The organism is Micromonospora reichwaldensis, assembly GCF_031845925.1.
Lineage (GTDB): Bacteria > Actinomycetota > Actinomycetes > Mycobacteriales > Micromonosporaceae > Micromonospora > Micromonospora reichwaldensis.
Map to the genome: position 1 here is coordinate 26,385 of NZ_JAVRFL010000011.1, position 17,898 is coordinate 44,282.

General features: G+C 73.4%; 17 protein-coding genes. 12 read left to right on the forward strand and 5 right to left on the reverse strand.

The annotated features are described in order from the left end of the window. Positions 1-82 precede the first annotated feature (82 nt). The 8 genes from RM555_RS11260 to RM555_RS11295 all read left to right on the forward strand — a co-directional run bounded on the left by RM555_RS11260 (position 83) and on the right by RM555_RS11295 (position 6,844). Positions 83-955: a hypothetical protein gene (locus RM555_RS11260; protein ID WP_311411686.1), complete on the forward strand. Its 873-nt coding sequence runs from the start codon at positions 83-85 to the stop codon at positions 953-955. Beyond that, entirely contained in the window at positions 952-2,151 is a 1,200-nt protein-coding gene (fahA, locus tag RM555_RS11265; RefSeq protein ID WP_311411687.1) for a fumarylacetoacetase, read from the forward strand. Before RM555_RS11260 ends, fahA begins: the two co-directional genes overlap by 4 nt. A gap of 177 nt (positions 2,152-2,328) precedes the next feature. Then, positions 2,329-2,538: a DUF397 domain-containing protein gene (locus tag RM555_RS11270; RefSeq protein ID WP_311411688.1), complete on the forward strand. Its 210-nt coding sequence runs from the start codon at positions 2,329-2,331 to the stop codon at positions 2,536-2,538. Between the two features lie 102 nt (positions 2,539-2,640). Beyond that, a complete protein-coding gene (locus tag RM555_RS11275; protein ID WP_311411689.1) occupies positions 2,641-3,114 on the forward strand; it encodes an SRPBCC family protein in 474 nt (157 codons plus the stop codon). A gap of 111 nt (positions 3,115-3,225) precedes the next feature. Continuing rightward, positions 3,226-4,506 (forward strand): outer membrane protein assembly factor BamB family protein, encoded by a 1,281-nt coding sequence (locus tag RM555_RS11280; protein ID WP_311411690.1) that lies wholly within the window; start codon positions 3,226-3,228, stop codon positions 4,504-4,506. Between the two features lie 82 nt (positions 4,507-4,588). Further along, complete coding sequence (locus RM555_RS11285; RefSeq protein ID WP_311411691.1) at positions 4,589-5,122, forward strand: hypothetical protein; 534 nt, start codon at positions 4,589-4,591, stop codon at positions 5,120-5,122. 59 nt (positions 5,123-5,181) lie between these two features. Beyond that, the gene (locus RM555_RS11290; protein ID WP_311411692.1) at positions 5,182-5,724 is read left to right on the forward strand and encodes a hypothetical protein; all 543 of its coding nucleotides are present in this window, start codon (positions 5,182-5,184) and stop codon (positions 5,722-5,724) included. 25 nt (positions 5,725-5,749) lie between these two features. After that, the gene (locus RM555_RS11295; protein WP_311411693.1) at positions 5,750-6,844 is read left to right on the forward strand and encodes a hypothetical protein; all 1,095 of its coding nucleotides are present in this window, start codon (positions 5,750-5,752) and stop codon (positions 6,842-6,844) included. Between the two features lie 49 nt (positions 6,845-6,893). Here RM555_RS11295 and hisC read toward each other — a convergent pair whose 3' ends face one another. From hisC to hppD, 4 genes are all read right to left on the reverse strand, one after another. After that, complete coding sequence (hisC, locus tag RM555_RS11300) at positions 6,894-7,997, reverse strand: histidinol-phosphate transaminase (protein ID WP_311411694.1); 1,104 nt, start codon at positions 7,995-7,997, stop codon at positions 6,894-6,896. Beyond that, complete coding sequence (locus tag RM555_RS11305; RefSeq protein WP_396888732.1) at positions 7,994-9,091, reverse strand: RDD family protein; 1,098 nt, start codon at positions 9,089-9,091, stop codon at positions 7,994-7,996. Before RM555_RS11305 ends, hisC begins: the two co-directional genes overlap by 4 nt. 22 nt (positions 9,092-9,113) lie before the next feature. Then, entirely contained in the window at positions 9,114-9,737 is a 624-nt protein-coding gene (locus RM555_RS11310) for an RDD family protein (RefSeq protein WP_311411695.1), read from the reverse strand. Between the two features lie 113 nt (positions 9,738-9,850). After that, on the reverse strand, positions 9,851-11,056 hold the full coding sequence (hppD, locus tag RM555_RS11315) for a 4-hydroxyphenylpyruvate dioxygenase (protein ID WP_311411696.1): 1,206 nt from the start codon (positions 11,054-11,056) through the stop codon (positions 9,851-9,853). A 184-nt stretch (positions 11,057-11,240) separates the two neighbouring features. Between hppD and RM555_RS11320 the strand changes: the two genes are divergently transcribed. From RM555_RS11320 to RM555_RS11335, 4 genes are all read left to right on the forward strand, one after another. Beyond that, positions 11,241-11,729, forward strand: a complete 489-nt coding sequence (locus RM555_RS11320) for an Lrp/AsnC family transcriptional regulator (protein ID WP_132239914.1) — start codon at positions 11,241-11,243, stop codon at positions 11,727-11,729. A gap of 145 nt (positions 11,730-11,874) precedes the next feature. Then, positions 11,875-13,299 (forward strand): outer membrane protein assembly factor BamB family protein, encoded by a 1,425-nt coding sequence (locus RM555_RS11325; RefSeq protein WP_311411697.1) that lies wholly within the window; start codon positions 11,875-11,877, stop codon positions 13,297-13,299. A gap of 67 nt (positions 13,300-13,366) precedes the next feature. Beyond that, positions 13,367-15,034 (forward strand): fumarate hydratase, encoded by a 1,668-nt coding sequence (locus RM555_RS11330; protein WP_151455297.1) that lies wholly within the window; start codon positions 13,367-13,369, stop codon positions 15,032-15,034. 44 nt (positions 15,035-15,078) lie between these two features. Further along, complete coding sequence (locus RM555_RS11335) at positions 15,079-16,488, forward strand: class II fumarate hydratase (RefSeq protein ID WP_311411698.1); 1,410 nt, start codon at positions 15,079-15,081, stop codon at positions 16,486-16,488. Between the two features lie 836 nt (positions 16,489-17,324). On the opposite strand, the gene RM555_RS11340 is transcribed toward RM555_RS11335, so the two are convergent. Further along, complete coding sequence (locus tag RM555_RS11340; RefSeq protein ID WP_311411699.1) at positions 17,325-17,870, reverse strand: CGNR zinc finger domain-containing protein; 546 nt, start codon at positions 17,868-17,870, stop codon at positions 17,325-17,327. Between the last annotated feature and the right edge of the window lie 28 nt (positions 17,871-17,898).

The window sequence follows — 17,898 nt, forward strand, 5'->3', positions numbered from 1 at the left end:
TCGTCCCGTTCACCGATCCAACGGCGTCCGATAATCGGACGCTGTTGTCCGTTCCTTGTAGCGTCCCGTACATTCTTGTCTCGTGTCAACGCAGGTGCCCGCGCTCGTCGACGGCCTCGTCGACGACGCCGCCGTCTTCCCGCCCGGCAGCGCGCCGCTGCCCGACGCCGTCGCCGCGCACCGGCGGCACCGCACCTCCTGGTACGCCGGCCTGGTCGGCCCGCTCCTGGTCCCAGCCACGAGGCTGCCCGAGGTGGCGGGCCTGCTCGGCGCCGACGAGCGGATCGCGGTCGGGGTGATCGGCGACGTGCCCCTCGACCGGCTCGACGAGGTGCGGACCACAGCCGACCCGCGCATCCGTGTGCGCCAGGTGGAGGCGGCGGTCGCCAGACGCGGCGAGGACCCACTGCCCGGCCTGACCGAGCTGGTGACGCTGGCCCGCCGCGCCGGTGCCGGTCCGGCCACCCTCGACGCCGTCTACGCCGAGCTGCCGCTCACGTTCGGGCTGATGGGGGCGCTGGACGCGCTCGCCGCCGCCCGCGCCGACGGGCTGCCGATCGCCGCGAAGTTCCGCACCGGCGGGCTGGCCGCCGAGCTGTTCCCCACCCCGGCGGAGCTGGCCGCCGTGATCTGCGCCTGCCGGGACCGGGACCTGCCGTTCAAGCTGACCGCCGGGCTGCACCAGGCGGTCCGGCACCTCGACCCGGAGACCGGCTTCACCCACCACGGCTTCGTCAACGTGCTGGCGGCCACGCTGGCGGCCGCCGGGGGCGCCACCGTGGAGTCGGTCGCCGAACTGCTCACCGCGACCGACCCGCGCCCACTGGTGCAGTACGCCGAGGCCGGGCTGGACCGCCCGCGCCCGCTGTGGATCGGCTTCGGCTCGTGCAGCATCCTGGAACCACTGACCGATCTGATCCGGCTGGGGCTGGTGAACGGGGGCTTTCAAGCATGACCTGGGTGACGGGTGCCGACGGTTCGTCGTACGGGGTCGCCAACCTCCCGTACGGGGTGTTCCGCCGCGGGGAGGGCGCGCCGCGCGTCGGCGTACGCATCGGCGACTTCGTGCTCGACCTGGCCGGCGCGGAGGAGGCCGGCCTGGTGCTGGCCGCCGGGACGCTGGGTCGGCCCACCCTCAACGACTTCATGGCCCTCGGTCGCCCACAGTGGACGGCCGTCCGGCAGCGGGTGACCGAGCTGCTCACCGACGCCGCCCACCGGCCGGCGGTGGAGCCGCTGCTGGTGCCCCTGGCCGAGGTGCGGATGCAGCTGCCGTTCGAGGTCGCCGACTACGTCGACTTCTACTCCTCCGAGCACCACGCGTCCAACGTCGGCCAGATCTTCCGCCCCGGTCAGCCGCCGCTGCTGCCCAACTGGAAGCACCTGCCGATCGGCTACCACGGTCGGGCCGGCACGGTGGTCGTCTCCGGCACGCCGGTGGTGCGGCCGAGCGGGCAGCGGGCCACCCCGCAGGGCCCGGTCACCGGCCCGTCCGTACGCCTCGACATCGAGGCCGAGGTCGGCTTCGTGGTCGGCGTGCCCAGCCCGCTGGGCGCCCGGGTCGCGGCCGACGACTTCGCCGACCACGTCTTCGGTGTCGTGCTGGTCAACGACTGGTCGGCCCGCGACATCCAGGCCTGGGAGTACCAGCCTCTCGGCCCGTTCCTCGGCAAGTCCTTCGCCACCTCGGTCGCGGCCTGGGTGACGCCGCTGGACGCGCTGGGCGACGCCTTCGTCCCCGCCCCCGACCAGGACCCGCCGGTCGCCGCCTACCTGCGCGACGTGCCGCACCTCGGGCTGGACCTGCGTTTGTCGGTGGAGTGGAACGGCGAGCGGGTCAGCGAGCCGCCGTTCGCCACCATGTACTGGACGCCGGCGCAGCAGTTGGCCCACCTCACGGTCAACGGCGCCTCGCTGCGCACCGGCGACCTCTACGCCTCGGGCACCGTCTCCGGGCCGGAACGGGGACAGGTCGGCTCGTTCCTGGAACTCACCTGGGGCGGCACCGAGCCGGTGAAGTTCGCCGACGGCGGGACCCGCACCTTCCTGGAGGACGGCGACACGGTGACGATCACGGCCACCGCGCCCGGCCCGGACGGCACCACCATCGCCCTGGGCGAGGTGACCGGGCAGGTCCTCGCCGCCCGCTGACCCACCTTCCGATCATCGACGGTCCCCGGTCGCACAGTTGGTGCGACCGGGGACCGTTGCTTGCGCGTTGATCGTCGCGGATTCCGTCGCCATGCCGCGCCGGGGCCGGGCCGGACGCCCCCTTCCGGTCCCGGCCCGGCCGCCGGTTGGCGTACCGACGACAGGAAGGTGACGACGATGAACGATCTCCCGGGCGCGGTCTGGCGTACCAGCAGCCGCTCCAACGACCAGGGCCTCTGCGTGGAAGTGGCGGACAACCTGGTCGACGCCCTCGGCGTGGTGGGCGTACGTGACTCGAAGGACCAGGCGGGCCCCACGCTGGCGGTCAGCCCGCCGGGGTGGGCGGCCTTCGTCGACGCGATCCGGGCCGGCCAGTTCGGTCGCTGACGGGTCGACCGCTCCGGATCGGGGCTCCCGGCGGTGGAAATTCCGCTCCGGGGGCCCCGATCCGCGCTCACCCGGCGTACCGTCGAGGCCACGGGAGGTGGCATGTCGACGGTGGCGGTCACGGAGTTCGTGGAGGCGCACGACCTCGACCTCTGGCGGCTGCTGACCGACCTGACCACCCGCACCCGGCGCTTCACCGGGCCGGTGGAGGTGCTCACCCCCGGCCCGTTCGGCCCCGGCACCGTGTGGCGGGAGACCCGTTCCCAGCCCGACGGCACCGCGCTGGTCGAGGAGTTCGTCGTCATCGAGGCCGAGCCGCCCCGACGGTTGGTGCTCGGCTCGCGCGGCGCCGGGGTGGACTACCGGATCACCTGGGCGCTGCGCCCGGTCGAGCGGCGTCGCCGGGGCTGCACCGCCGTCACGGTCGAGCAGGAGGCGGTGCCGACCGCCCCGTACGGCCGGGTGGTCGCGCTGCTGCTCGGCGGGCTGGCGGCCCGGGCGGTCGAGCGCGCGCTGCGGCAGGACCTCGCCGACCTGGCCGCCGCGGCGGCCACCAACGCGACCGAGGCGGCCTGAGGCGCACGCCGGGGTGCTTACGTGGCGGGCGCTGCCGGAGCGCCCGGGCGCCGGTGACCTGACAGGGCCCTGACCGGCTCCGCTGGGTAGGGTGCCGGGCGGAGGTGCGGCATGGGGTTCCCGAACGGCCGGCGGCGGATCGCGGTGGCGGTCGCGGCGCTGCTCGGCACCGTAGCCGTCGCGGCGACGGTCTACCGGGTGCTGGCCCCCGCCGAGGTCAGCACGCCCGCGCGGGCCGGGTATCCGGCTGCCGCGTCCCCCTCAGCCGGCGTGATCGGCCGGCTCCCCGTCGCCCCGCTCGTCGTGGACGGCCGGCTGCGGGTCTACGCGGCCCACCGCCAGGTCTACGCCGACCGCCCGGTCGACGGCCGGCACCGGACGACCCCGTACTGGTCGTACCGCCGCTGGCCGGCGGCGCTCGACGGAGTCGTGGCGAGCGGGACGACGGTGGTCACCCGGTGGTCCGACGGGCGGCTGGTGGCGCTGGACGCGCGGACGGGCCGGGTCGCCTGGCAGGCGGACGGGCCGGCGCCGGTCGGGGAACGGGCGGTCCGGCGCACCGGCGCGGCGACGGTCTGGGATCCGCAGGGGATCTTCGTGGCCCCCGCGCCCGACGGGCGGCAGGTGGTGGTGGCGGCCGGGGCGGAGTGGGCGCGTGCCGTGGACCTGGCCGACGGCCGCGAACTGTGGCGGTCGCACGTCACCGTCACGCTGCCACCGGGCGACACGGTCGCCGGGTGCCGGGACGCGCTCGGCACGACCGCGTCGGGTCACCTGATCACCGTCGACTCCTGCGCGGGGCCGGCGACGGTGGAGTTCCGCGACGCCGCGACCGGGGCGGTGGGCCTGCGTTGGCGGCCGCCGGATGCCGGCGACGAACTGGTGGCGACCCCGGTGGGCTGCGGCACCGGCAGGACGGGGTGCACCGGGTTGCGGACGGCGAGGCCGGGTGACGACGCGGCCCGGGGCTGGCTGCTCGGCGCCGGGGAACCGGTCGCCGCCCCGGCCCTGGACCGGCCGGACGCCGAACTCGTCGGCGGGACGGCCGTGGCGGTCGTGGACGGGGTGGCGGTCGGCCGCTCGGCGCGTACGGGCGCGGAGTTGTGGCGCCGTTCCGGCCTGTCGCAGGCGCGGCTGCTCGCCGTCCAGCCCGACCGGGTGCACCTGCTGACGGAGACGAACGACCTGCTGACGCTGGACCCGGCGACGGGGGCGCAGCGGTCCTTCTTCGCGCTCAATGTGGGCTCGGACGGGATCGGCTGGGCGCCCGGCGCGGTCTACGCGGCCGGCGGGTTCGTGGCCGTGGAGCGGCTCCGCAAGCCGGTCGACCCGACGGCGGACGACCGGCGCTACTACCTGACCTCGGAGGCGCTGATCCTCGCGGCGACGTGAGCGGCGACCCGGGCCGCGCCGCGAAACGCCGGCCCGGTCCAGCTACTCGACAAAACGGACATAAGTTATTTATAGTCCCACTGTGCGTCTCCTGGCAGCCCTGTTGGGCGCGATCCTGATCCTCGTCACCGCCTCGCCGGTCGACGCCGCGCCGTCGGGCCGGACGGTCCGGCTGGCCCGGACGGTGGGGGTGGACATCACGGTGCCCGCCTCCGTCAACCTCGGCAGCGGCTTCACCGGCGGCACGCTCACCCGACAGTTGGGCACGGTCGAGGTGCGTGACTCGCGCGGCCAGGTCAACCCCAACGTGTGGGTCGCCACGGTCGCCGCCACCGTCTTCGTCACCGGCGCGGGCGGAGCGCAGCGGACGATCGCGAACGACCGGGTCTCCTACTGGTCCGGGCCGGTGACGCGGAGCACGGGCGGCGGCACGCTGGTCCCCGGACAGCCCACCTCCGCCCAGGCGGTGACCCTGAACGTCGTCCGCGAGGCGTTCCGCAAGACCGCCGGCAATGGCAACAACACGGTGGCCTGGGTGCCCACCATTCGAATCGCCATCCCGGCCGGCGTCGTCGGTGGAACCTACCGCGGCACGATCACCCATTCTGTTACCTGATGGGTGATTTGCCCGAAACTCGCATCGTCGTCCCCAACACGACTCCTAGCGTGCGTCTCATGAAGAAGCCACTTCTTGCCCTGACCGCCGCCGCGGCCGCCGTGGTGGCCATGGCGGCGCCCGCCGCGGCCGCGCCGACCGGCGACACCATCGTGACCTTCACGGTGGCCACGGCCGACCTCAACATCAGCGTCCCCGCGTCGGTGAACCTCGGTTCCGTCTTCTCCGGCGGCGTCATCACCGGCGAACTCGGCACCGTCACGGTCACCGACAGCCGGGCCGCCCTGAACGCCACCTGGACCGTCACGGTGTCGGCCAGCTCCTTCGCCACCGGCGGCGGCACGCCCGAGGAGACCATCTCGCCGGCGCTGGTGGAGTACTGGTCCGGCGGAGCGAGCAACACCACCGGCACCGGCGTGTTCGTGCCAGGGCAGCCCACCCAGAGCGACGCGGTCAGCCTGAGCGTGCCCCGCATCGCCTTCTCGAAGACCTCGGGCAGCGGCAACAACTCCGCCAGCTGGGCGCCGGACATCCGGGTCGCCGTTCCGGACACCGCCGTCGGCGGCACCTACACGGGGGTGATCACCCATTCGGTGGCATGACCGGGCCCGCGCCCTCGCCCTGGCCGTGACCGTCGTGGTCGCGGCCGGGGCACCGGCGTCGGCCGCGCAGCCCGGGCCGGCGTTCGCCGGCCGCCCGCCGGTGCTCGCCGAGCCGCAGGTTCCCGAGGCGGATGTGCCGGCCGTCGAGCCGGACGGACGCAAGGGCTCGCCCAGACCCTCCGCCAGGCCCTCGGCGCAGCCGAGCCCGGCCGCACCGTCGACCACGGTCGGGATACGCCTGCTCGACGCCCCCGTCGAGCGACGCGACGACACCCGGGCGCACAAGTACATCGTCGACCACGTCCGCCCCGGCACCACGATCAAGAGGCGGATCATGGTGCAGAACAGTTCGGAGATCCGCCGGACGGTCGCCCTCTACTCCGCCGCCGCCGACGTCACCAACAAGGGGTTCGTCCTCGCCCCGGACCGTACCGAGAACGAGCTGAGCAGCTGGATCGACGTCGAGCCGGCGCAGGAGGTGCTGGCCCCCGACGAGGAGGTGGAGGCCCTGGTCACCATCGCCGTGCCGCGCAGGGCAGAGGCCGGCGAGCGGTACGCGGTGATCTGGGCCGAGGTCGCCGGCGTGGACGGGCAGAACGTGCGCAACGTCGGCCGGGCCGGGATCCGGGTGTACCTCTCCGTCGGGCCGGGTGGCGAGCCGCCCTCCGGCTTCGAGATCGGTCCGTTGACCGGCGAGCGGGAAAAGGACGGTACCCCCGTACTCACCGCGCAGGTGCGCAACACCGGCAGGCGGGCGCTCGACCTGGCAGGCGAGCTGCGGCTGGCCGAGGGGCCCGGCGGGCTCTCGGCGGGACCGGTGAAGGTGGAGGCGGGCACCCTCGCGCTGGACGGCAGCACCACCGTCCGGGTCGCCCTGGACCGCCGGCTGCCGGACGGACCCTGGGCGGCGAAGCTCGACCTGGCCAGCGGCTGGACGAAGCGTTCCGCCACCGGCCGGGTCAGCTTCGGGCCCGTACCGGTGGCGGCCACCAGCGCCGTCGACCGCTCCGGACAGGTGCTCACCGGAGGGCTGACCACCTCGGGACTGGTCCTGCTGCTGTTCGCGGTCTACGCGTACCGCCGTCGGGCCCGGATCCGGCAACCGGTGGAGGCCGCCTGAGAGTCCGGTCCGGTCCGCGAGGGGATGGCGGACCGGACCGGCGCCTGCCTCAGGCCAGCGCGGTCTCCGCCGCGGCCAGGAAGGCGTCGTTCTCGGCCGGGGTGCCGATGGTGACCCGGACCCCGTCGCCCGCGAACGGGCGGACGATCACGCCCCGCGCCTCGCACGCCTTGCCGAAGTCCACCGCCCGGTCGCCCAGCGGCAGCCAGACGAAGTTCGCCTGGCTGTCTGGCACGTCCGGCACGAGCTTGCGCAGCGCCTCCGTCACGCGGTCGCGCTCGGTGACGACGAGGGCGCACCGCCGCCGTACCTCGTCCTCCTGGGCCAGCGCGGCCAGCGCGCCCGCCTGCGCGGCCATGTTGCTGGAGAACGGCGTGACGACCTTGCGGATCGCCGCCGCCACCGCCGGCTGGGCGACCAGGAAGCCGATCCGCAGGCCGGCCAGGCCCCAGGCCTTGGAGAGCGTGCGCAGCACGACCACGTTCGGCCGGTCGAGGTAGGTGAGGCCGTCCGGCACGTCCGGGTCGGTGACGAACTCGCGGTACGCCTCGTCGATCACGACCAGCACGTCCTCGCCGACCGTGTCCAGGAACCGGTCCAGCTCCGCCCGGCGCACCGACGTCCCGGTGGGGTTGTTCGGGTTGCAGACCACGATCAGCCGGGTCCGGTCGGTCACCGCCGCCGCCATCGCCGCCAGGTCGTGCCCGTGCCCGGCGTCGTTGGGCACCCGCACGCTGGTCGCGCCGCTGGTCGCCGCGATGATCGGGTACGCCTCGAAGGAGCGCCACGCGTAGAGGAACTCGTCGCCGGGCAGGCAGGTGGTCCGGACGAGGTGCTCGGCCAGCGCCACCGACCCGCAGCCGGTGGCGATCTGGTCGACGTGCACGCCGTACCGCTCGGACAGCGCCTCGCGTAGCGCGAGCGCGCCCATGTCCGGGTAGCGGTGCACCCCGGCGGCGGCCCCGGCGACGGCCTCGACCACGCCGGGCAGCGGCCCGTACGGCACCTCGTTGCTGGCCAGCTTGATCGCCTCGGGGAGGCCGAGCTCGCGGGCCAGGTCGGCCGGGCTGCGGCCGGGCACGTAGTTGGGCAGCGCGTCCAGGTCGGGGCGGGTCAGCCGCAGCTCCGGCTGGTGACGTCCGGGGTCGGTCATGGGGTGTCTCCCGAGGGGTCGGTGCGGTCGTCGGGGGTGCGGTCGTCCGTGGTGGTGGGCTCGCGCGTGCTGGTGCGGTCGTCCGGCGTGCCGCGCTCGCCCGTGGTGCCGCGGTTGCCGCGGGGGAGCTGGACCACCACGGTCTGCGCCCGCTTGTCGTGCAGCGCCTGGCGCAGCGGGTGGTCGAAGAGCGGGGAGAGCGCGTCGACGAGCTGGAGCAGCAGGCCCAGGCCGCAGCAGTACCAGAGCAGGGTGGGCAGGCCGAGGGTGTTCCACCGGCGCAGCGCCCGGCCGAAGCCGAGCGGCTCGTCCGCGCTCATCGGCAGCACCTTGACGCCCACCAGCCGCTTGCCGAAGGTCTGCCCGCCCGAGGCCGTCGTCGGCACCTCGTACGCGAGCCAGAGGGCGGTGGCGATCAGCAAGATGACGACCTGGAGGCCGCCGGCCTGCTCGCTGGGCTGCGGCAGGTTGTCGGTGGAGCTGTCGCCCGCCATCGCCCGCCGGAACACCTCCCGCCAGTACGGCGTGGTTTCCTCGACCAGCCGCCAGACGAACCAGCCGTTCACCACGGCGTTCAGAGCGAAGACGACCGTGAAGTCGATCAGCCGGGCGACCAGCCGGGCACCGAACCCGGCCAGCGGGAGCCCGTGCGGGCGCGGCTCCGGCGGCCGTCCGGGCCAGCCACCGGGCGGCCAGCCGGGCGGCGGACCGCCACCGGGCGGCCAGCCGGGCGGAGGGCCCTGCGGGTGGCCGTGCCCCTGCGGGTGGCCGTGCCCCTGCGGCGGCTGCCAGGGATAGGGCTGCCCCGGCTGCGGCTGCCCGGGGTGCGGCTGCCCGGGGTGCGGCTGCCCGGGGTGCGGCTGCCCGGGGTGTGCCTGTCCCGGGTGCGGCTGCCCGCCCGTGGGGGCGCCCGACGCGGGCGCCGGGGCGGCGGGCGACGTCGGGGCGGGTGCGGGTGGCGGCTCGGCCGGCGGCGGCCCCTCGGGCGGGGTGGCGTCGACGGGGATCGGTGCGCCGATCCAGCCCTCGCCGTCCCAGTAACGTCGGGTCTCCGGATCGGCCGGGTCGACGTACCATCCCGGTCCGACACTCATGGCCTGGCCTCGCTGCGCTCGCTCACGCAGACACCTTAACGACGACGGTGCCGGCGAACTTGTCGTGGAGGCACTGCTGCCAGGGCTTGTCCCACAACTGCCAGAGCCCGTCGAGGTAGCTGAGGCCGGGCAGGAACATGGCGGCGACGTACTGCACGGCGTACCGCTTGCCGGCCATCCGCCGGTCGAGCGTGGCGGCCGGGTCGAGCGGCACGATCCGCAGCTTCATCACCCGCTTGCCGAGCGTCTGCCCGGTGCGCTTCATGTACTCCACGTGGTAGAGCCAGTAGAGCCCGAGCATCACCACCATCAGGCCCAGTTCGAGCAGCAGGATCGGCAGCATGAAGTCGGTCAGGAACGACGAGGGGTCGGGCTCGGCGAGGGTGCCGTCCGGGTTGGTCCGGGTCAGGTCGTCCATCAGGTTCCAGAACAGGAGCAGCATCGGCGGCAGGAAGAGGACCATCGCCACCGCCGTGCTCACCGCGCCGTCGATCAGCGCGGCGAGCAGCCGGTCCCCGAAGCTGGCGAGCGGCTGGCCGCCCGGCCCGAGCGCCGGGGCCGGACGGGGCGGCCCGGCCCAGCCCGGGGGCGGCGGCGTCCAGCCCGGGGGCGGGACCTGACCGGGCGGGGCGTGTTGCGGTGGCACCGCGTACCCCTGACTGGAGGGACCGGAAGGCGGCGCGAAGCCGCCGGCGGCGGGCGGAGGCCCACCGGCCGGCGGCGTCGGGTACGTCGGAGGCTGCGTCACGCTCGTCAGTGTTACAGGTTGCCGCGCGCTTCCTGCTCCCGCTCGATGGCCTCGAAGAGCGCCTTGAAGTTGCCCTTGCCGAAGCCGAGCGAGCCGTGCCGCTCGATCAGCTCGAAGAAGACCGTCGGGCGGTCCTGCACCGGCTTGGTGAAGATCTGGAGCAGGTAGCCGTCCTCGTCCCGGTCCACCAGGATCTTGCGGGCCTTCAGCTCCTCGATCGGCACCCGCACCTGGCCGATCCGGGCGCGCAGCTCCGGGTCGTCGTAGTACGAGTCCGGGGTGTCGAGGAACTCGACGCCGGCGGCGCGCATGGCGTCGACGCTGGCCAGGATGTCGTTGGTGGCCACGGCGATGTGCTGGGCGCCCGGGCCCTGGTAGAACTCCAGGTACTCGTCGATCTGCGACTTCTTGCGGGCGATCGCCGGCTCGTTGAGCGGGAACTTCACCTTGCGGGTGCCGTTCGCGACGACCTTGCTCATCAGCGCCGAGTAGTCGGTGGCGATGTCGTCGCCGATGAACTCGGCCATGTTCGAGAAGCCCATGACGCGCTTGTAGAACTCGACCCACTCGTCCATCCGGCCGAGCTCGACGTTGCCGACCACGTGGTCGACGGCCTGGAAGAAGCGCTTCGGCTGGAGGCCGGCGTCGATCATCGGCTGCCGGTCCACGATCGGCTTGCGGGCCACGAAGCCGGGCAGGAACGGGCCGGTGTAGCGGGAGCGGTCGACGAGCGTGTGCCGGGTGTCGCCGTACGCGGCGATGGCCGCCATCCGGACGATGCCGTGCTCGTCGCTGACGTCGTGCGGCTCGGTCAGGCCGGTGGCGCCCTGCGCGGTGGCGTGCGCGTACGCGGCGTCGACGTCCGGCACCTCCAGCGCGATGTCGGAGACACCGTCGCTGTGCTTCGCGACGTGCTCGGCGCCCTCGGCGTCCGGGCGGACCGCGCCGGTCAGCACGAACCGCGCCGAGCCGCTGGTCAGCACGTACTGGGCGTGGTCCCGGTAGCCCTGCTCGGGGCCCCGGTACGCCACGCAGGTCATGCCGAACGCGGTGGAGTAGTAGTGCGCGGCCTGCTTGGCGTTGCCCACCAGGAAGTGCACGTGGTCGAGGCCCTTGACCGGGAACGGGTCGCGGCTGATGTCGTGGTCGACGGCGCCGACGAGCACGTCGACGTCGACGTCCTCGGACGTCTGGGGTCGGTCGATCGCCTGGGTCATCGCGGTCTCCCTCAAGTTCCGGTCGGCCCCGTGGCCGCCGCCGTCGGTCGTGTGCGGTGGTGCTGCTGTGCGGTGTGCTGTTGTGCGGTGGTGGTGCTGTGGCGAGGATCGCGGGGAAGTGCCGCACTGGGCAACTGTCACGCCGACGCCTGGTCAGGTTGCGCATTCAGTAGGGTGATCTGCCATGAGTGCTGGTCAGGGTGTACAGCTCGACGCCCTCGACGCGCGGTTGATCGAACTGCTCGCCGAGGAACCGCGGATCGGGGTGCTGGAGTGCTCCCGGCGCCTCGGGGTCGCCCGGGGCACCGTGCAGGCCCGGCTGGACAAGCTCGTCGAGCGGGGAGTCATCTCGGGCTTCGGGCCGGAGATCTCCCCGGCGGCGATCGGGTTCGGGGTGACCAGCTTCGTCACCCTGGAGATCAGCCAGCGGGACGGGCACGACCTGGTCGCCGCGCACCTGGCCGCGATCCCGGAGGTGCTGGAGGCGCACACCATCACCGGCTCCAGCGACCTGCTCTGCCGGATCGTGGCCCGCTCGAACACCGACCTCCAGCGGGTGATCGACCAGATCGTCTCGTACGAGGGCATCCGCCGCGCCTCGACGATCATCGCCCTGGCCGAACAGATCACCTACCGCACCCTCCCCCTGATCCGCTCCGCCGCCCAACGCTGAGCAGGTGCGGGTGTAAGGAAGGGCCCCTTCCTATCGTTTTTTGGATAGGAAGGGGCCCTTCCTTACACCCGGGGCGCGCGAGAAAGGGTGGCGACACGGCGGCGCGGGACGGCGGCGGCGCGGCGGTCGTCGCTACCGTGTGCGTGTGGCGAAGGCGGGCGGCCTCGGGGGGTGGCGTGGCGGGCTGCTGCTCGCGCTCGTCGTCGTCGTCGCGCTCGCCGCGACCGGAGTGTGGAACCCGTTCCCCGGGATGTGGGACTGGGTGAACCGGAGCCAGCCCATCTCCGAGCCGGACGTGGTCTGGCAGCAGCGCGTCGGCGGCACCCCGCGCAGCGTGACCATCGCCGGCGAGACCGTCGTGGTCGAGCAGCGCACCCGCGTGGAGGCGCGCAGCCTGGCCACCGGCGCCCAGCTGTGGGAGCGCAAGGCCGACTGGGCCGCGGTGGCCGGCGGCGACCGGGACTCCGTCGTCGTCGTGGGCAAGCTGCTGGTCAAGGGCTACGAGGTACTGGACCCGACGACCGGCGCCACCCGGCGGCGCAACGGCGACGCGGTGGCCGTCTGGACGTACCGCAACATGCTGCTCGACGCCCGCTGCGTCGAGGCCACCGACTGCACGGTGAGCGCCTGGGACGCGCGCGGCACCGCCCCGCTCTGGACGGCCTTCGTGCCCGGGGTGCGCAGCGGGCTGCTCGGCGACAACCCGGGGCTGCTCGACACCCGCCGGCTCGACGCCGTCCGCATCGACGACGGGGTGGCCGGCCCGGAACCCGTACCGCCGCTGCTCGGCTTCCCCCTCGACGGCCGGGTGCACGTCCTCGACACCGCCACCGGGCGGGTGCTCCAGGACGTCGAGCCCGGCCGGGACGAACGGCTGTCGGTGGTCGGTGGCCGGCTGCTGCGGATCACGGCCCGTTCCCAGGACGGCACCTGCTACTTCGCCATCTCCGGCCGGGACGCGGCGACCGGCCAGGAGACGTGGCAGCGGGCCGGGATCAACCTGCGGACCGCCGACAACGCCGGCTGCGTCCAGCGGAGGGACCCGCACGGCGCGCGCAACGTGCTGATCGGGGTGGCCCCGGACGCCCGCGAGGCGGTCCTCGACGGCTACGACGGGCGGCTGCTGCTGGTCACCTCCGCCGGGGAGAAGCTGCTCGCGGTCGACGACCGGTACGCCCTGGTCCGGCCGGCCGACAAGCGCGCGGTGGTCGGCCGGGAGCTGGGCGCCGGGCGCGTCCGGTGGACCCGTCCGACCGGGCCGAAGGCCGGCGCCGCGCTCACCCCGTACGCGGCCGTGATCGCCGACGAGAAGCCGTCCCGGCTGGTGGCGCTGGACCCGCGTACCGGGCGGGAACTGGTGAGCCTGCGCACCTCCGCGAACGCCCTCGCGGTCGGCCCGAGGGGCATGATCATCGGCGAGGGGCGGGAGATCGGCTACGTCCGCTTCGGCGGGGTGCCGGGCGCCCCCGTCCCGCCGCGCGACGGCGGCGTACCCGGTCCCGGCGGCACGGCGGGCGTACCCGGGCCGGAGGACAGCTGCGGCCCGAAGCGGGAGCTCTGCCCCGGGTGAGAGCGTCGTCCCAGGACCCACCCGGCGGGTGGGACTGATCGACCCTTCTGCCCTAGGCTTTCCGCTCATGAGCAGTGCCGCCGCGTTCTCGTACGCCCCCTTGCTGCCGACCGGCCCGGACCAGACGGAATACCGCCTGGTCACCGACGAGGGCGTCGACGTCGTCAACGGGCCGGGGGGTCGCCGGTTCCTCACCGTGGAGCCGACCGCGCTCACCGCGCTGACCGCCGAGGCGATGCACGACATCGCGCACTACCTGCGCCCCGCGCACCTGGCCCAGCTGCGGGCGATCATCGACGATCCGGCGGCCTCGCCGAACGACCGGTTCGTCGCGCTCGACCTGCTGCGCAACGCCAACATCGCGGCCGGCGGGGTGCTGCCGATGTGCCAGGACACCGGCACCGCCATCGTGATGGGCAAGCGCGGCCGGCACGTGCTCACCGACGGCAGCGACGCCGAGGCCGTCTCGCGCGGCGTCTACCAGGCCTACACCCGGCTCAACCTGCGCTACTCGCAGCTCGCCCCGCTGACCATGTGGGAGGAGCGCAACACCGGCAGCAACCTGCCGGCCCAGGTCGAGCTCTACGCGGAGGACCCCGACGGGCAGCCCGACGCGTACAAGTTCCTCTTCATGGCCAAGGGCGGCGGCTCGGCCAACAAGTCGTACCTCTACCAGGAGACCAAGGCGCTGCTGAACCCCACGCGGATGATGCAGTTCCTGGAGGAGAAGCTGCGGCTGATCGGCACCGCCGCCTGCCCGCCGTACCACCTCGCCATCGTCATCGGCGGCACCTCCGCCGAGTACGCGCTGAAGACCGCCAAGTACGCCAGCGCCAAGTACCTCGACGCGCTGCCCACCTCCGGCTCGATGACCGCGCACGGCTTCCGGGACCTGGAGCTGGAGGCGGAGGTGCTGGAGCTGACCCGCAACTTCGGCATCGGCGCGCAGTTCGGCGGGCGCTACTTCTGCCACGACGTGCGGGTGGTCCGGCTGCCCCGGCACGGCGCCTCGTGCCCGGTGGCGATCGCCGTCTCCTGCTCCGCCGACCGGCAGGCGGTCGCCAAGATCACCCCGTCGGGCGTGTGGCTGGAGCGACTCGAGACCGACCCGGCGCGCTTCCTGCCCGACGTCACCGACGAGACGCTCGACGCGTCCGAGGTGGTCCGCGTCGACCTCAACCGGCCGATGGACGAGATCCGCGCCGAGCTGTCGAAGTACCCGGTGAAGACCCGGCTGTCGCTGACCGGCCCGCTCGTGGTGGCCCGCGACATCGCGCACGCCAAGATCGCGGAGCGGCTGGACGCCGGCGAGCCGATGCCGCAGTACCTGCGCGACCACGCGGTCTACTACGCCGGCCCGGCCAAGACGCCGGAGGGCTACGCGTCCGGCTCGTTCGGCCCGACCACCGCCGGCCGGATGGACGCGTACGTGGAGAAGTTCCAGGCCGCGGGCGGCTCGCAGGTCATGCTCGCCAAGGGCAACCGTTCCGCCCAGGTCACCCGCTCCTGCCAGCAGCACGGCGGCTTCTACCTCGGCTCGATCGGCGGCCCGGCCGCCCGCCTCGCGCAGGACTGCATCAAGCACGTCGAGGTCCTGGAATACGCGGAGCTGGGCATGGAGGCGGTCTGGAAGATCGAGGTGGAGGACTTCCCGGCCTTCATCGTGGTCGACGACAAGGGCAACGACTTCTTCGCCGAGGTCACCAAGCCGGTGCTGACGGTCGGTCGCCGCTGACCGCACTGAGCGATCATCTGCACGTCGGCGCGCGGCGCGGCAGGATGGTACGCGTGACGACTCCAGAGGCGACGGGTTACCGGATCGAACGCGACTCGATGGGCGAGGTGGAGGTGCCCGCCGAGGCGCTGTGGCGGGCGCAGACCCAGCGCGCGGTGCAGAACTTCCCGATCTCGGGCCGGGGCATCGAGCCGGCCCAGATCCGGGCGCTGGCCCAGATCAAGGGGGCGGCGGCCGAGGTCAACGGCGAGTTGGGCGTGATCGACGCGAACGTGGCCGCGGCCATCGCCGCCGCCGCCGCGCACGTGGCCGAGGGCGGCTACGACGACCAGTTCCCGATCGACGTGTTCCAGACCGGTTCCGGCACGTCGTCGAACATGAACACCAACGAGGTCATCGCCACCCTGGCCAGCCGGGAGCTGGGCCGGGACGTGCACCCGAACGACGACGTGAACGCCTCGCAGTCCAGCAACGACGTCTTCCCGTCCTCGATCCATCTGGCCGCCACCGAGGCGGTGGCGCGGGACCTGTTGCCCGCGCTGGCCCACCTGGCGGAGGCGCTGGAGGGCAAGGCGGCGGAGTTCGAGACCGTGGTGAAGGCCGGGCGTACGCACCTGATGGACGCCACCCCGGTCACCCTCGGGCAGGAGTTCGGCGGGTACGCCGCCCAGGTCCGCTACGGCATCGAGCGGCTGGAGGGGGCGCTGCCCCGGCTGGCCGAGCTGCCGCTGGGCGGCACGGCGGTGGGCACCGGCATCAACACCCCGCTCGGCTTCGCCGCGAAGGTCATCGAGAAGCTGCGTGGCTCGACCGGGCTGCCGCTGACCGAGGCGCGCAACCACTTCGAGGCGCAGGGCGCCCGGGACGCGCTGGTGGAGACCTCCGGGCAGCTGCGTACGGTCGCCGTCGGTCTCTACAAGATCGCCAACGACATCCGCTGGATGGGCTCCGGCCCCCGCGCCGGCCTGCGCGAGCTGCGCATCCCCGACCTCCAGCCCGGCTCGTCGATCATGCCGGGCAAGGTCAACCCGGTGGTCGCCGAGGCGGTGCGGCAGGTCTGCGCCCAGGTGATCGGCAACGACGCCGCCGTCGGGTTCGCCGGCTCCCAGGGCGACTTCGAGCTGAACGTCATGCTCCCCGTGATGGGCCGCAACCTGCTGGAGTCGGTCCGCCTGCTCGCCGCGTCGAGCCGGCTCTTCGCCGACCGACTGGTGGTCGGCCTGGTCGCGGACGCCGAGGTCTGTCTGGCGTACGCGGAGGGCTCGCCGTCGATCGTCACCCCGCTCAACCGTTACCTCGGGTACGACGAGGCCGCCTCGATCGCCAAGGAGGCGCTGGCCAAGCAGGTCTCGATCCGCGAGGTGATCGTCTCCCGGGGGCACGTCGACTCGGGCAAGCTGAGCGAGACCCAGCTCGACGAGGCACTCGACCTGCTCCGGATGACCCACCCCTAAACCTGGCTCGGCTGGACCTGGCTCGGCCTGGCTCGGCCTGGCTCGGCCTGGCTCGGCCTGGCTCGGCCTGGCCTGGCCCGGCCTTGCTTTGCTTTGCTTTGCTTTGCCTGGCTCGGCTTGGCCTGGGCCTCGGCTCGGCTCGGCCTGCGGCTGGGTGTCGCCTCACTGTCGAGCTGCCCCGTGCATAGGACCAGAGCGGCAGCTCGCCAGATCGGGGCTGGCTCCCGAGCCAGGCTAGGCGTGGGGTGACTGGCGGTCTTCGTCGAGCCGACGGCCCCGGATCTCATCGTCGTCACGGCTGCACGGTCGTTCGGCGAGCGGTGGCCGTTGGCTGTGCTGGACGCGTTCCGCCTGCCGAACCTGTTGGATACGCCTACGCCTGGCGGCGCCGGTGGTCCTGGCGTTGCCGACGCGGCTTCGTCCAGCGAAATCGGTCATCCCTGATGATGCCGACGCGGCTTCTGCCAGTGGCGGCTGCTCGGACTGCTGTTGTGGTGCGCGTGCGCCGTGCGCGTCTCTCGACGGTGTGCCCGTCGGTGTCCGTCTTGCGCCTTGGTGACGCGCGACGCACGACGGCCCGTGTCCGCACCGGCCAGTGGTGTCAGGTCCGCCCGGTCGCACAGATGGGGCAGCTCGACAGGGCGTGGAAACACTTCCGGTGGGCGCCGGGGCTCAGTGCCGGCGGGTGTGCGTCGGGGGCTGAGTGCCGGTGGGTGCGTGCCGAGGGCTGGGTGCCATCGGTGCTGGTGCTGGTGCTGGTGCTGTGCCGGTGGCGGTGCCGGTGACGGAGGTCCGCAGGGCGCGTCGGCGCAGTGCCGGCGGTGCGCGTGGTCGGCTCAGTGCCGGCTGGCGGTCTTGCGGGCGCGGTAGGCGGTGACGGCGGCGCGGTTGCCGCAGCCCGCGTCGCAGAACCGTCGGGACCGGTTCTTCGACAGGTCGACCAGCACGTTCTCGCAGTCCGGATGGTCGCAGATCCGCAGCCGGCGCAGCTCGCCGGTGCGTACGAGATCCGCCAGCGCCATCGCCGCCTCGACGGCCATCCGGGTCGCCAGCGGCGCGTCACGCGGCACGGCGTGGATGTGGTACGGCTCGTCGTCGTGCGTGATGAGCTGGGGCAGCGCGTCGTTCTCGCGTAGCAGCCCGTTGACGATGGCGACGATCCCCTCGGTGTCGGCGTACCAGACGCGGCGCAGCCGGGGCCGGAGGTCGCGTACCGCCCGCAGTTCGTCCTCGCTGTGCTCGTGCCGCCCGCTGTAGGTGTGGGCGACGAAGAACGCGTCCAGGGCGGCGACGTCGGGCAGGCCCTCACCGGCGCGGCCGTCGGTGTTGACCAGCGCGGCCATGGCAGTCAGGGAGCATTCCGTGTCATGGGTGAAGAGCAACTTGACTCCTGTCGTGGCGCCCGCCTAG